The 13,964-nt window shown below is 40.2% G+C and carries 14 protein-coding genes; 10 read left to right on the top strand and 4 right to left on the bottom strand.

Annotated features, from left to right (window positions below; all coding sequences use genetic code 11):
• The first annotated feature begins 15 nt into the window (after window positions 1-15).
• From D0T18_RS05300 to D0T18_RS07030, 5 genes are all read left to right on the top strand, one after another.
• Window positions 16-1,203, top strand: a complete 1,188-nt coding sequence (locus D0T18_RS05300) for an MFS transporter (protein WP_116440614.1) — start codon at window positions 16-18, stop codon at window positions 1,201-1,203.
• A gap of 144 nt (window positions 1,204-1,347) precedes the next feature.
• Window positions 1,348-1,590 carry a DUF3791 domain-containing protein gene (locus tag D0T18_RS05305; RefSeq protein WP_012914119.1) on the top strand — a complete coding sequence of 81 codons (243 nt, stop codon included), beginning with the start codon at window positions 1,348-1,350 and terminating at the stop codon, window positions 1,588-1,590.
• Window positions 1,587-2,081, top strand: a complete 495-nt coding sequence (locus tag D0T18_RS05310) for a DUF3990 domain-containing protein (protein WP_012914120.1) — start codon at window positions 1,587-1,589, stop codon at window positions 2,079-2,081. The genes D0T18_RS05305 and D0T18_RS05310 overlap by 4 nt, the downstream gene beginning before the upstream one ends.
• A gap of 6 nt (window positions 2,082-2,087) precedes the next feature.
• The gene (locus D0T18_RS05315; RefSeq protein WP_004111475.1) at window positions 2,088-2,315 is read left to right on the top strand and encodes a DUF3791 domain-containing protein; all 228 of its coding nucleotides are present in this window, start codon (window positions 2,088-2,090) and stop codon (window positions 2,313-2,315) included.
• Between the two features lie 120 nt (window positions 2,316-2,435).
• Complete coding sequence (locus D0T18_RS07030; protein ID WP_116440615.1) at window positions 2,436-2,630, top strand: hypothetical protein; 195 nt, start codon at window positions 2,436-2,438, stop codon at window positions 2,628-2,630.
• A 4-nt stretch (window positions 2,631-2,634) separates the two neighbouring features.
• Here D0T18_RS07030 and D0T18_RS07035 read toward each other — a convergent pair whose 3' ends face one another.
• The gene (locus D0T18_RS07035) at window positions 2,635-2,850 is read right to left on the bottom strand and encodes a hypothetical protein (protein ID WP_116440616.1); all 216 of its coding nucleotides are present in this window, start codon (window positions 2,848-2,850) and stop codon (window positions 2,635-2,637) included.
• Between the two features lie 205 nt (window positions 2,851-3,055).
• Between D0T18_RS07035 and D0T18_RS05330 the strand changes: the two genes are divergently transcribed.
• Entirely contained in the window at window positions 3,056-4,624 is a 1,569-nt protein-coding gene (locus D0T18_RS05330; RefSeq protein ID WP_410309483.1) for an InlB B-repeat-containing protein, read from the top strand.
• Window positions 4,625-4,660: 36 nt separating this feature from the next.
• On the opposite strand, the gene D0T18_RS05335 is transcribed toward D0T18_RS05330, so the two are convergent.
• Window positions 4,661-7,324: a DNA gyrase/topoisomerase IV subunit A gene (locus D0T18_RS05335; protein ID WP_064621594.1), complete on the bottom strand. Its 2,664-nt coding sequence runs from the start codon at window positions 7,322-7,324 to the stop codon at window positions 4,661-4,663.
• Window positions 7,325-7,485: 161 nt separating this feature from the next.
• On the opposite strand from D0T18_RS05335, the gene D0T18_RS05340 reads away from it, so the two are divergent.
• A complete protein-coding gene (locus D0T18_RS05340) occupies window positions 7,486-8,745 on the top strand; it encodes an alkaline phosphatase family protein (protein WP_004111479.1) in 1,260 nt (419 codons plus the stop codon).
• A 133-nt stretch (window positions 8,746-8,878) separates the two neighbouring features.
• Here D0T18_RS05340 and sepH read toward each other — a convergent pair whose 3' ends face one another.
• Window positions 8,879-10,087, bottom strand: a complete 1,209-nt coding sequence (gene sepH / locus D0T18_RS05345) for a septation protein SepH (RefSeq protein WP_004111481.1) — start codon at window positions 10,085-10,087, stop codon at window positions 8,879-8,881.
• Window positions 10,088-10,245: 158 nt separating this feature from the next.
• Between sepH and D0T18_RS05350 the strand changes: the two genes are divergently transcribed.
• The 3 genes from D0T18_RS05350 to D0T18_RS05360 all read left to right on the top strand — a co-directional run bounded on the left by D0T18_RS05350 (window position 10,246) and on the right by D0T18_RS05360 (window position 13,493).
• Window positions 10,246-10,539 carry a DUF4193 domain-containing protein gene (locus D0T18_RS05350; protein ID WP_004111484.1) on the top strand — a complete coding sequence of 98 codons (294 nt, stop codon included), beginning with the start codon at window positions 10,246-10,248 and terminating at the stop codon, window positions 10,537-10,539.
• Window positions 10,540-11,019, top strand: coding sequence for a dUTP diphosphatase (gene dut / locus D0T18_RS05355; protein WP_004111486.1), 480 nt, complete (start codon window positions 10,540-10,542; stop codon window positions 11,017-11,019).
• 122 nt (window positions 11,020-11,141) lie between these two features.
• Window positions 11,142-13,493 carry a RelA/SpoT family protein gene (locus D0T18_RS05360; protein ID WP_103014015.1) on the top strand — a complete coding sequence of 784 codons (2,352 nt, stop codon included), beginning with the start codon at window positions 11,142-11,144 and terminating at the stop codon, window positions 13,491-13,493.
• An 89-nt stretch (window positions 13,494-13,582) separates the two neighbouring features.
• On the opposite strand, the gene D0T18_RS05365 is transcribed toward D0T18_RS05360, so the two are convergent.
• Entirely contained in the window at window positions 13,583-13,864 is a 282-nt protein-coding gene (locus D0T18_RS05365) for an HU family DNA-binding protein (protein ID WP_004119480.1), read from the bottom strand.
• Window positions 13,865-13,964: the final 100 nt, after the last annotated feature.

Consider the following 13,964-nt stretch of genomic DNA (forward strand, 5'->3'; position numbering starts at 1 on the left):
TGTTGGGGAATTTTTATGGTTAACCTTCTTCTTGCTGTTATTTATCTTGCTTTTATAAGCTTGGGTTTGCCGGATGCTCTTCTTGGAGCTGCGTGGCCTACGATGAGTCATGATATTGGTGCGCAAATTTCTTGGGCTGGTGGAATATCAATGGTTATTTCTGCAGGAACAATTGTTTCTGCGCTGCTATCTAATAGGTTTACGCATAAGTTTGGCCCTGGGAAGGTTACGCTTATTTCAGTTGCTTTAACAGCTTTAGCGTTACTAGGTTTTTCTTTTGCTCCGAATTATCTTGTGCTTATTTTTCTAGCTATACCATACGGTTTAGGTGCTGGAGGAGTGGATGCGGCTCTTAATAATTACGTTGCAATTCACTATGAAAGCTGGCACATGAGCTGGCTTCACTGCATGTGGGGAATTGGTGCTTCCGCAGGTCCTTATGTTATGGGTTTCGCACTTTCTCACGGTCAGCGCTGGCCTGCAGGCTACCAGTATATTGCTGTTATACAAATTGCTCTCACTCTTGTGTTATTCATAAGTTTGCCGCTGTGGAAAAATAATAATAAAAAGGCAGAGACGCATAATCTTACTGAGGTAAAGAAACAATCTTCTGGGATGCTATCTTACGCAGAAGTTTTGCGCATTCCAGGAGCTAAGAATATTCTTATTATGTTCTTTTGCTATTGTGCGTTGGAGCAAACTGCAGGATTGTGGGCTAGTAGTTACATGGTTTTGCATGGAGGAGTTAGCCGCATTGTTGCGGCAGGTTGGGCAAGCTTGTTTTATGTTGGCATTACAGTTGGTCGTTTTGTAAGCGGATTTCTTACTATGCGTTTTAACGATGCAACGATGATTCGTATTGGGCAGTGCGTAATGCTTATGGGCATTCTGGTATTGTTGCTGCCTTTGCTGAATCATATTGAGCTTATTGCAGGATTTGTAATTATTGGACTAGGCTGCGCTCCAGTTTACCCATGCATTATTCATTCCACGCCGCATTATTTTGGTGCAGATAAGTCTCAAGCTATTGTTGGCATGCAAATGGCAAGCGCATATATTGGGTCTATGGTAATGCCTGCGATTTTTGGACTAATTGCGCAGAATGTTTCTATGGTGCTTCTTCCGGCTTATTTGCTTATTCTTCTCGCTGTAATGACTTTTATGCACGTGCGCTTGCTTCGAACTTGCGTAACTCGAGTCTGAAAGCATTTGTGTGCGCGATTGCTTATATTTTTTTGATGTAGACTTGTGTTAGATGTGTTATGTGTGCTAGGTGTGTTAGAACTTGTTGTATACGCATTATCTAGTAGATGTATTTCTAATAATGTTTTTACAAAAGGAGGGGTTATGAATGATATTAAGCAAGAAGTCTTTGACAAAGATAAGCTTGATTTTGCAATATTTTGTATTGAAAATGTTGCTAAGAAGCTTAATCAAAACCCTCGCGATACGTATGATGCTTTGACTAAGAAGAGTAATATTCTTATGTCTTATATTGTTCCATCTTATGACGTTTTGCACACTCAAGGCAAAGAGTATATTACAAACGATATTATTTCCTTCATGCGCGAAAAAGGTGTAAAAGTATGATTGTTTATCACGGTTCTTTTATGCCTGTTGAATTTCCAGATGTATTGCATTCGCGTAAAGATGTTGATTTTGGCGCAGGATTCTACGTTACATCAATACGTAGTCAGGCTGATAATTGGGCGAAGAAATTTATTCGCAAGGACAAAGATGCTTTTGTTTCTTCTTATAATTTTGACAATAATGTTCTTAATGAATTATCTGTTCTTAAGTTTGATTCATATTCTGAAGAATGGCTTAATTTCATACTTAATGCTCGTTCTGGAAATGATACAAGCAGTTTTGATGTAGTAATTGGCGGTGTAGCAAACGATAAGGTTTATAACACACTTGAATTGTTTTTTGATGATTTAATTACTAAGTCTGAAGCTTTAGGCAGACTAAAATATGAAAAACCTAATAATCAAATATGTTTTAGAAGTCAAAAAGCTATTGATTTGTGTCTTACATACATAAAAAGCGAGTGTGTAAATAGTAAGTTTTTAGGGGAGTGATGGATTTTGAAGGCGAATCCTATTTTGTTGCAAAAGAAGTATGCTAGGGTTGTAAGTCTTCTGGCTGAGCGTGCTGGGTTGAGTTATGAGCAGGCGCTTGACGTGTTTTACCATTCTGTTACTTACGATTTGATGCGTAATGGTATTTCGGATATGCATTGTATGAGCGACGGATATTTGGTTCAAGATTTGCTTGATGAGATGCATAATTCTAAAATGTGTGTTAATGCATGACTTTTGTAATAAATTAAACGATTGTGTGATATACCATGCTTGCATTTGTATTTCGACTATAAAGCGTACAATGTGTATACGTTTTTACATTATCTCGTTATCTATTTTTTAAGAGGGTAAATGAATAAGAGAACTGGTCTTATGTTGACTAGCACTATGATGGGTATTGCTACTGCTGCTTGTGCTTTCTGCATGGCACAAAGTGCGAATGCTGCCGAAACTTCAGCTTCTTCTGGTGTTAATACGACTGTAAATTCTTCTACCACAGCTTCTAATACAGAGAAACTTCCTCTACAGAAGGTTCTTCTTCCGTAACTTCTTATAACGCAGCTTCTAATACGCCCATTGGGGGGTCTGCTTTAGATAGCACTTCCGCAAAACCTTCTGGAAATACTGTATCTTCCAAGTCTAGCGAAACTGCAAAAACTGCCGAAACCACAAAATCTACTAAATCTTCTAAAGCTTCTGAATCTGTAATTGATGCTGAAAATTCTGAAAATGCTAGACTTACACAAACTCTTATAGATGTAAGCAATACTAATCTTCAAACAAATAATCGTGAAGATAGAAGCGTACACGCATCTGCAGAATCTAAAGCAGCATCAACTGATTCGGGTACTACAGATGATGCATCTTTAACTTGGACGAAGGACGACTTTAATATTTCTGCCGATGGTAAAACTGTTGGTGGCAGGAAAGATGTTTATCATCCTGAAACGAATCAAACAGTAAATGAATATGTGGATGGACTTAGCGCCAAAGGCAAGGAAAAGCTTAAGAAAAATCATCACATAGTTATTCCTGAAGGTATTGAAGTTATTCATGAATGTGCTTTTACTGGAAGTGCAAAGCAGGTTGGGAATAAGCATGAGCACATTGATGGCGAAACTTATATTGAGGGTGTAACTCTTCCGCAGTCTCTTAAAATCATAGAATACGGTGCGTTCGGTTGGAATAAGATTAAAGGAACCGTTGTTATTCCAAAAAATGTGGTTTCAGTAAGCGATGCAGCCTTTGTTGCTAATGAAATTGAAAAAGTTGTGTTTGAAGGCGTGCTTGATGATAAGGGAAAAGAGCACGATACAGATACTAATCCGTATTATCTTGCTGGAGTTGGTAGTGTTGCTTTCCAAGGTAATAAAATTTCTGATATTGTCGTAAAAGGTAATTTAGGACAATATAAGTTTCGCTCAGGGGAAAATGATTCACCGTTTGACAATCAAAATCCTGGACCTTTCACTATTGAAGTGGGAGAGGAATACAAAAGTCCTATCAAAATTACGCAAGAAAGCGCTGGTCATACAATCAGTGTTATGGAGGGTTTTGAGGAGAATGGAAATCCTGTAACGATTGACCTCTCACCATATTTTAAGAAAAATGCTGATGGCAAATATGTAGCTGTAAAAACTGGCACACTTGAAGGTCAGTGCATTTTTTATGACTTTGTTCAGCGTGTGCCTAGGATGATTGGTAGATCGCATTTTACGTACAACATTGTTCCTAAAGCTACGATTTACACAGTTACTTTTGTAAATGGCGCTAATTCTCATTATGCTTCTGTGCAAGTTAAGGAAGGCAAGAGCATAAACGATAAGAGTGTTGATAGTCAGTCGATGCCTAAAGATCCTACGAAGATTGGGTACACTTTTGAAGGGTGGAATGAAGATCAAGACGGTACTGGTGCAGTGTTCCTTGCCAGCACTAGTGTAAACAAAAATTTGAAAGTTTACTCCATTTTTAAGAATTACTTACCAGTTATTACAGTTCAGAATAAGACTATTACTGAGGGTGATTCACTCGATTTGAATAGTCTTGTTGTGTCTGTTAGTGATATTGAGGATAATTCTATAACAACTAAGGTTAGGCGTATTAGTGACGGTGGTTTTAATAACAATGTTCCAGGCGTTTACACTATCACGTTTAGCGTAACGGACAATGGCGGTGCTACTGCAACAGCAGTTGCAACAGTAACTGTTAATAAGAAGCCAACGCCTCCAACTCCACCAGCTCCTGCGCCGGAGCCGGAGCCAACTCCAACTCCTGTTCCAGTTCCTGAGTCGCCGACCCCTGTCGCTCCAGGTCCGATTCTGACACCCTCTGAGTCTGAGACAGAACCTGAGTCCGCTCCAGCTCTTTCGCAACCCGAGCAACCGGAAGCTAAGCGCGTTGTTAAGCATCTTCCTAAAACTGGCTCTTCAGTAGCTATGGTAATAAATTATTTGTTTGCATCTGTGACTGCAGGAATTTTTGCACTTGTAGAAGCTAGAAAATCACTTCGCAGATATTCCAAGCATGCTCGCAAAAACTAGCTTTAAAAAATGTAAAACTAGCAAGCAAAAACATTACTACCCAATATGTGCAATTGGGGAAACAAGCTCAGTTCCAGAAGCGTCCCTACGCATATCTGGTTTAGGTAACTCAACATTGCTTCCGCCTTCCGTAACTGCTTGCAATGGATAGTATCCAACATATGCGTGTATCAACGTATCTTGACCTTTAAGGAATCTTTGCGAGCGCACGCCACCAGTTGCGCGACCTTTTGTTGGGTACATGTCAAATGGAGTAATCTTTGCAGAACCGTTTTCGGTTCCAGGAAGAGCTTCACTGTCTCCAGCAACGGTGAATACAACTGTTCCAGAAGCGGAGAATAAACCATTTTCACCTTCTTCGTAATGCCACTCTATTGATTTTTCTGGCACTACTGCGAAGGTTGCAACTTTAGCACCTTCTGCTAAACGAATGCCTGCCATTCCGCCTGCTGTGCGTCCTTGTGGTCTAACTTGTTTAGCGTCAAAGGCAAGTAATGAAGAATCACTACTAATGAACACGAGTCTGTCGTTGTCTTTTGCTGGAGCTGCGGCAATAACGGTGTCGTCGTCTTTTAAGTCAATTATGCTCCATGAATCCATGGTAGTTGGAGCTTCAAAATTCCATCTTTTAACTACACCGTTTCGTGTTCCAATTGCAAGTGGAGTAGCGTTTTGTGAGGCATCAAATGCTATTGCTGAAACTACGCGTTCTCCTCTTACTGGATCCGTGCTTTGCGTGGAAGTTAGCAGTTCTTGTGCTTTTACTCCGTGGTTGAGCAGCGCAGGTTTTCCTTCTTCATAGTTAAGTTGTGGCAAATCTGCAACATGAGCTAGAACTAGTCGACCAGATGAAGTAACAAGAGCACAAGTTGAACGCGTTGTTGTTGCAAACATTGTTTTACAAGGAGTGTTAAATACGTTGTTGTTGTGCGAATTCCAATGTTCTAACACTGCAATGCTTGTTCTGGCAATTAACCCTGAAGTGCTTAATGCTACTGCGCAAGGTTCGTCACTTAATTGCATTGCAACAGAAGATGCGTCAGCTTCTCCAGTTTTACGAGCTGCATTAGCTGCTGCAGCCAAATCTGCTTGAGTTGAAGTAATTTTATTTGCTGATTGAACGGCTTTAATCGCAATATCCTCACTGTTTTTATTTATGCTGGAGGCTACTGGAGTAAAACTACCATCTTCATTTTCGTCAAGCAAAATTGTTCTGCGTGGAGTATCCCATTGTTTAACTGCAGAATCCATATCTGCTATTACGACGTTGTCGAGTTTAGCTTCAGAACTTAATATTTGATTTAGCTCTTCAATTTTTTTGAGCAAATCGTCGCGTTCAGCTTCGAGCTCTATTCGGCTCATTTTAGTAAGTCTGCGAAGACGTAAGTCAAGAATATACTGTGCTTGAATTTCATCAAGATCGAATACTTTAATTAACTTAGTTTTTGCACTATCTGCATCTTCAGATGAACGAATGACCTGAATTACTTCATCAATATCAAGAAGTGCAAGAAGCAAGCCATCAACCAAATGTAAGCGTTCTTGAGCTTTTTTGCGCCTAAATTCGCTGCGTCTGCGTACCACGGTTCTGCGGTGAGAAATCCAAACGTCTAATAGCTCTCGCAAGCCCATTGTGTGAGGTCTACCGTCAACAAGTGCAACATTGTTAATGGTAAAGCTCTCTTGCAAAGGAGTGTGCTTAAAAAGTTGAGCAAGCACAGCGTTAGGATCAAAACCTGTCTTAATCTCAATAACAATACGAGTTCCGTTATGTCGATCTGTTAAATCAATAGCACCTGAAATACCGTCTAATTTTCTTGATTTAACTCCTTGAGAAATTCTTTCCAAAACGCGCTCTGGGCCAACCATAAACGGAAGTTCTGTAACAATAATAGCTTTTTTGCGAGCAGTAATATTTTCGATATGTGTTGTAGATCTTGTAGTGAATGCTCCGCGACCTGTTGCGTAAGCTTCGCGAATGCCACTTCGACCAATGATAATTCCTCCGCTAGGCCAGTCAGGTCCTGGAACTAGTTTCATAAGATCATCTAGGGTTGCATCAGGATGTTTCATAACATATTTTGCTGCAGCAACTACTTCGCCTAGATTATGCGTTGCCATATTTGTTGCCATGCCTACAGCAATTCCAGAAGCGCCATTTACTAAAAGATTTGGAATAGCTGCAGGAAGCACAGTAGGTTCTTTTAGTTTATTGTCGTAATTTGGTACAAAATCAACTGTGTCTTCGTTGATATCCGCGTTCATACCTAGTGATGCAGGAGCTAAACGCGCTTCGGTGTATCGAGAAGCTGCTGGACCGTCGTCAAGAGAGCCAAAATTACCGTGTCCGTCAACAAGCGGCAAGCGTAGGGAAAATGGTTGAGCTAGACGAACCATTGCCTCATAGATTGCAGAATCACCGTGAGGATGAAGTTTACCCATTACTTCACCAACAACACGCGCTGATTTCATATAAGCATGATCAGGACTCAAATTCATATTGCCCATTTGATACACAATGCGTCGCTGCACTGGTTTCATTCCGTCTCGTGCGTCCGGTAAAGCTCGAGCATAAATAACTGAATAAGCATATTCCAAGAAGGATTTGCTCATTTCTTCGTTTAATGGTGTTTCAACAATATGCTCTTTAACTTTTCTTGGGTCGAAAGCTTGCTGTGTTGAGTGATGGCGTGAGGGCATATTTAGAACTCCTTGAATGACATTACGGCTATCAATCTTACCAATTTATATGCACAAACAGCATGTTTTTGCTGAATTTTTCAGCAATTTGACTAGTTATTTATATAAATATTTGTTATTCGCGTTTTGTTCAATGCAATATAAGTGGTTCAATAGTAAGTATGAGTGCTGAAATACCGTCTGAAAATGATCTTTTGCAATTTGTTGGTAATGTTAAGTACGGTGATTTTTCTAATTCCGCAGTTAATGAAAATTTTTCTTACGATTTTAATGAAAAAAATCTTGGTGGAGCGTTACATATATCTTCGGTTCTTCCAGCTTTAAGTGATGCAATAGATGCTCCTGTTAAAACAGCTATTCATAACGATCCACACGCTTTGCGAGAAAGTCTTGGTTTCCCTAAATCTAATTCTGCAATTGTAGTGTTAATAGATGGTTTAGGATACTGGAATATTCTTATGCGCAAAGGTCACGCTCCTTATTTACGATCCTTGCTTAACGAATCAATAAATCAACGACCAATTAGCACGTGCGTTCCAAGCACAACTGTTGCTGCAATGGCTACTTTTGGAACAGGCACATGTCCTGGTCTTACTTGCATGACCGGTTACACGCAAAAGAATTCTCAAACTGGTAAACTTGCGCAGCTTATTCAATTTAATGATGCGCCTGATCCGCTAGTTTTGCAGCAAGAGCCGACTATATTTGAAAGTTTAGTTTCTAATGGAGTCCGTGCAGATAGCGTGGGATTACCAAAGTTTGAAAATACTCCTCTTACCAAAGCTGCTTTTCGTGGAGCAAATTATATTACTGCTGGAACTCCTAGAGCTCGCATTCTTAAGGCTGCTAATAACAGTAAAACTCCAGGTTTAACTTATATGTATTTACGTGACGCTGATAAAACCGGTCATAATTATGGTTGGGATTCTCAGCAGTGGGTTTCTGTTTTTGAGCAAATTGACGAGCAGTTGCGTCTTTTGCGAGCAAATTGTGCTCCTGGAACATTAATTGTTATTACTGCAGATCATGGGATGATTAAATCCGATCCCAATAAGCGAATTGATATTGCTAAACATGATGAGCTGATAAAAGGCGTATCGATGGTTGGCGGTGAACCTCGTTCTGTAATGTTGTATGCTAACAGTGACGCAAATCCTGAAGATATTATTTACCGTTGGCGTGAATATTTTGGAACTAATGCAATTGTACGCAGTAAAAAACAAGCCATTGACGATGGTATTTTTGGTTTAGTAAACAACAGGGCAGAGGATGTTATTGGCGATGTTATTGTGCAAGCTTGTGGAGCTTACACAATTGTTGATTCTCGCATTCAATCTGATAAAGCTATGAGTTTACCTAGCGTTCATGGATCGATGACTCATATGGAAATGGATATTCCGTGCCTCATAGATTTAGTGTAAGCGATTTTTGCTTCTATTATTGAAAATATTTTATAAATCGTAACTTAGCAAATAAAATGTGTGACACTCAAATTTTACTAAGAGTGTCACACATATTGTTAATAAGCGAAAAATTTATTTTTAAACTTCTTATTTAGCTTTCGCCAAATAATATTTCATCCCAGCTTGGTACTGCTGCTCTTCCAGCTTTACGTTTATTGTGCTCAGAAGATGATTTTTCTTGGCCATTAGTATTAATTTCTTGATTATTTTTAGCAGAATTTTGATTACTTTCAGCAGCATTTTTTTGCAAATTCGTACTAACAATATCTGCTTTTTCAGCATTTTGAACTTTCGCAGCCAATGATTTTTGTGCTTCATTAGACGCATTGACGATTTTGCTATTCGTTTCGTTTCTATTAATAAATTCAGCATCTGGTTGTATTAGCGAAGTCTGCTGAGGATTATCTTCTTTAATAAATTGCGTATTTGTTTCAGTAGAACGCTTAGAATAGCCTTTTTCTAATACTTGCTGTATGTCAGAATTATTGTCCTGATTTTCGAAGGAAGATTGGGCTTGTGCATCTGCAAGTTTGTCACTGTTTCTAAGTTCCCATTGAGAAACAGCTCGTTCGATTCTGGCAGAACGAATAGAATTTCCTGGAAGCTCTTCAGTGTTGAATGGGAAATTAATGCTTACAGTATCTCTATAAGCTCCACCATATGGAGATTGTTTAGAAGTATCCGCTGCATTAACATCTTCACCAAGCAATAATCTAGACGAAGGGTTCGCGCATGTAACAGAGTTGTCATGCATGTTCCATGTCCACTCAGCTTTAATAGTGCGAGTAGCAGTTTTGAAAGTAGCAGTAATTCGCCATGGCTCTAATCCTCTGCGCGTTGCTTTCCATTGCACTGTTTCCATGCCAATATGTGCTTTAGCTAATGTTCTTTCAATTAAATCTGCAATAGTGCGCATATTGCTTTGTTTAGGAGCAGGTACTAGAAGGAACTGCTCAATTGCATACTGCTTTTCGGTTTCAACGCCTGCAGAAAAACGCCTAACTTGTGCTTCACTAACGTTGTATCTTTGCGCCACATGTGAAGGTGCAACTCCTGCGCGAATCAATGCCTGAATTTGCGAAATAGGCAATGTTGCATTAGATTGTATAGAATTTGTGCCAGCATCTGCTGAGTTATGTTCATCGCTGTTTTTACTCGTAATTTTATGTGAACCAGCGATGGCGCGTTCCAGCGTGTCGTCCACTTGAATACGTAACGGCGTGTTTTCACAAATGAAAATCAAATTACCGTCTGCGTCAATATGGTCGAAACTCGCCTCTTTTGGCGGATTTTCAAGCATTATGCACCACTTTCTTCGCTTTTAACAATACTATTTATATACTTTAGTCCATACACTGCATTCTTTACCATTTTATTTAAAATAAAAAATGTGTAATATACGGGGTAGCATTCGTGTATGCTATGCGCGTAAGTAGCTTTAAAAACGAAAGGACCATAATGGCACAGGATTATGATTCTCCTCGTAGCAAAGATGAGGACGAAGAGTCGTTGGAAGCTTTGAGTAAAGGTTCTCAAAATTCAAACAGCGATATTGACGATGATGAAAATGCTATTGCTGAAGACTACGAGTTGCCAGGTGCTGATTTAAGTAACGAAGATGCATCCGTAACTGTTATCCCTATGCAAGGCGATGAATTTATTTGTTCTGAATGCTTCTTAGTTAAGCATCGCAGCCAGTTAGCTGAAACTAATGCTGATGGTCAGCCTGTTTGCAAGGAGTGCGCAGCTTAAATGGCATATGACGAGACCTATACTGGCCCCGAACAGGTTGAGGTATTAATTAAGTATCTCGATGATGAAACATCTACATTACAGCCGCTTTGCTACGCGCATGCAGGTGATGCAGGTGCCGATTTAAGAACTACCCAAGATTTTACTTTGCGTCCTTTCCAGAGAGCGCTTGTTCCTACTGGAGTTGCTATAGCTTTACCTGCAGGTTATGTTGCTTTAGTGCATCCTCGTTCTGGTTTAGCAGCAAAACAGGGTGTGACTGTGCTAAATGCACCTGGAACAGTTGATGCCGGGTATCGTGGTGAAATTAAGGTTCCTCTTATTAATTTAGATCCTGAGAACACAGTGCAATTCCATAAAGGTGATCGTATCGCTCAAATGGTTATACAACGTTATGTAGAAGCACGATTTATTCCCGCATCTAAATTACCTGAATCTGATCGCTCTGATAAAGGTTTTGGCTCCACTGGCGTACAATAATCTTTTTATAAATATCCGACCGGTTTTTAAAACTGAGTCGGATTTATTGTATGTATTTTTTGTTTTGGTAGTGTATTGAGCGAATTGCAGGTAGGATAGTAAAAAGTACTAGGAGGTGCCAAATGGGTGAACTTCAAGAGGATATAAAAGGATCCAATAGGCTCGGATGTGAAATCAGCGAAGATTCTCAAAATCCATTATTGCCAATATTGAGCATGTGCAAATGGCATCATCCTAATGAGGATATGAGCATTCTTCATAGAGCTTATGATCGTGCTGTAAAGCAGCATACAGGTCAAAGACGCAAATCTGGTGAGCCATACATTATTCATCCTCTTGCTGTAGCTCAAATTCTTGCAGATCTTGGAATGGGACCAATTGTTGTTGCTTCAGGATTATTACACGACACTGTAGAAGATACAGATTACACGCTAGAAGAATGTCGAGCTGAATTTGGCGATACTGTAGCAGGTCTTGTAGATGGTGTTACAAAAATATCCAACATGGAATATGGCGAAAGTGCTCAAGCAGAAACTATTCGTAAGATGGTTGTTGCAATGAGCCGCGATGTGCGAGTGCTTGTAGTAAAGCTTGCGGATCGTTTGCATAATGCTCGTACTTGGAGGTATGTTAAGCCATCAAGTTCACATAAAAAAGCAAGAGAAACTCTTGACGTATATGCGCCTCTTGCTAACCGTTTAGGCATGAATGCAATTAAAACTGAACTTGAAGAGCTGAGTTTTAAAGTATTGTATCCAAAAATTTATAATGAAATTGTTGTTTTAGTTGCTCGTAGAGCAGGTCAGCGTGAAGTTTATTTACGACAAATTCTTGAAGAAATTAATGCAGATCTTGCAGAACAACATGTTAAAGCATCGGTAAAAGGTCGACCAAAAGATTATTTCTCTATTTACCAAAAGATGATCGTTCGAGGTCATGATTTTGCTAATATTTACGATTTAGTTGGTGTGAGAATAATAGTCGATTCTATTCGTGACTGTTATGCAGCATTAGGTGCAGTGCATGCTCGATGGAGCCCTGTTCCAGGACGTTTTAAGGATTACATTGCAACTCCAAAGTTGAATATGTATCAAAGCTTGCATACTACAGTTGTAGGCCCTGGTGGAAAGCCAGTAGAGATTCAAATACGCACATGGGATATGCATAGGCGTGCTGAATTCGGCATCGCAGCTCATTGGAAGTACAAAGCTAATGGTCAGGCTGGTCGCGCTTTAAGTAAGCCTGATAATGATGATTTAAAACGCGAAAATAATATTGATGACAAAAAAGAGCTTAGCGAAGCAGATAATCTTAAGTGGATTCAACAGCTTGCTGATTGGACTAGTGAGACTCCAGATTCAGATGAATTCTTAGGTTCATTAAAACAAGATCTTGGTGCTTCTGAAGTTTATGTTTTTACTCCAAAGGGGAGTATTGTTGCGCTTCCGCAGGATGCAACTCCTGTTGATTTTGCATATTCTGTGCATACTGAAGTTGGTCACCGCATGATGGGTGCGCGTGTAAATGGACGCTTGGTTCCTCTTGATACGAAACTTTCAAACGGTGACACTGTAGAGGTGCTTACTTCAAAGTCGGATACAGCTGGACCATCTCGCGATTGGCTGAGTTTTGTAAAATCTCCTCGTGCTCGAAATAAAATACGTCAATGGTTTAGCAAGGAACGCCGCTCTGAGGCGATTGAAGAGGGCAAGGATGAGCTAACTCGCGCTATGCGTAAACGTAACTTGCCTTTAACTACTTTGATGACGCAGCAGGCATTAATTGGCGTTGCTGATGAATTGAATTTGCCTACTAATGTTGAGTCTTTATATGCGGCTATTGGCGAAGGTCAAGTTTCTACACAGAATGTTATTTCGCGTTTAGTAAAAGATGCGGGCGCTGATGAAGTTGCAGAAGAAGTAGAACAAGAAGCATTGCCTTTACGCCATGTTGAGCGCAGCCATAAGTCTAACGGTGCTTTGGGAGTATCAGTTAAGGGTGTTGGAGACGTTTGGGTCAAGCTTGCAAAATGTTGCATGCCAGTTCCAGGAGATATGATTATTGGTTTTATAACACGAAACCAAGGTGTGTCTGTGCATAGGACTGACTGCCAGAACATGCTCGATTTGCAAAAAACTCAATCAGAGCGCGTTATTCCTGTTCAATGGACTAGCGATAAAGGCTTGTTCTTGGTTAAGGTCCAAGTTGAAGCATTGGATCGACAACATCTTCTTTCGGATGTTACTCGCGTTCTTTCAGATCATGGAGTAAATATTCTTTCCGGAACTATTGCTACAGGCGATGACCGTGTTGCAACAAGTCAATTTACCTTTGAAATGGCAGATCCTCAGCACTTAGCAACTCTACTTGCTGCTATCCGTAAAATTGAAGGCGTTTTTGACGTTTACCGCATTACGGGAGCAAAAGATAGCGCAGAGCCGCGTTTGCGAAAAATGGAACGAGGAAATCTATAAAAGATGGGCACCCCAGCTTTGGAGTGCCCATCTTTGTTTTTGCGCAAATAGTATTTGTTTAATGTAATAAATACGAAAAACGCTTAATTTCAGGCAGTAACAGCCTTCTTCAACAAGGAGCCAGCGGAAATACGTACACCGTAAGAAGCTGGAATCTTGATGGTTTCACCGGTACGCGGGTTGCGGCCAGTGCGCTCAGCACGCTTTACGCGTTCTGCGGAGAACAGACCAGTAAGCTTCAAACCTTCACCGGACTGTAAAGCCTCAACGAACACATCCTGGAATGCGTTGACGGCGGCTTCGGCCTGTGCCTTGGTCAGGTTGGACTTCTGTGCGATCTTAGAAACGAGATCAGACTTGTTGTATGCCATGCAGCATCCTTTGTGTCAGGGGACCTTCTCTTCAAAGGTCACGTTCATACTAGATATTAGTACATTTTCCCTACAAATGTAGCCATTTTTGCATTTTTTC

It is taken from the genome of Gardnerella swidsinskii, from assembly GCF_003397705.1.
In the GTDB taxonomy this organism is placed as follows: domain Bacteria; phylum Actinomycetota; class Actinomycetes; order Actinomycetales; family Bifidobacteriaceae; genus Bifidobacterium; species Bifidobacterium swidsinskii.

What these genes read in the sequence shown, in the direction of transcription:
- D0T18_RS05300 (WP_116440614.1), top strand. Translation starts at nt 16, where the DNA reads ATGGTTAACCTTCTTCTTGCTGTTATTTATCTTGCTTTTATAAGCTTG.
- D0T18_RS05305 (WP_012914119.1), top strand. Translation starts at nt 1,348, where the DNA reads ATGAATGATATTAAGCAAGAAGTCTTTGACAAAGATAAGCTTGATTTT.
- D0T18_RS05310 (WP_012914120.1), top strand. Translation starts at nt 1,587, where the DNA reads ATGATTGTTTATCACGGTTCTTTTATGCCTGTTGAATTTCCAGATGTA.
- D0T18_RS07030 (WP_116440615.1), top strand. Translation starts at nt 2,436, where the DNA reads ATGAATAAGAGAACTGGTCTTATGTTGACTAGCACTATGATGGGTATT.
- D0T18_RS05335 (WP_064621594.1), bottom strand. Translation starts at nt 7,324, where the DNA reads ATGCCCTCACGCCATCACTCAACACAGCAAGCTTTCGACCCAAGAAAA.
- D0T18_RS05340 (WP_004111479.1), top strand. Translation starts at nt 7,486, where the DNA reads ATGAGTGCTGAAATACCGTCTGAAAATGATCTTTTGCAATTTGTTGGT.
- sepH (WP_004111481.1), bottom strand. Translation starts at nt 10,087, where the DNA reads ATGCTTGAAAATCCGCCAAAAGAGGCGAGTTTCGACCATATTGACGCA.
- D0T18_RS05350 (WP_004111484.1), top strand. Translation starts at nt 10,246, where the DNA reads ATGGCACAGGATTATGATTCTCCTCGTAGCAAAGATGAGGACGAAGAG.
- dut (WP_004111486.1), top strand. Translation starts at nt 10,540, where the DNA reads ATGGCATATGACGAGACCTATACTGGCCCCGAACAGGTTGAGGTATTA.
- D0T18_RS05360 (WP_103014015.1), top strand. Translation starts at nt 11,142, where the DNA reads ATGGGTGAACTTCAAGAGGATATAAAAGGATCCAATAGGCTCGGATGT.
- D0T18_RS05365 (WP_004119480.1), bottom strand. Translation starts at nt 13,864, where the DNA reads ATGGCATACAACAAGTCTGATCTCGTTTCTAAGATCGCACAGAAGTCC.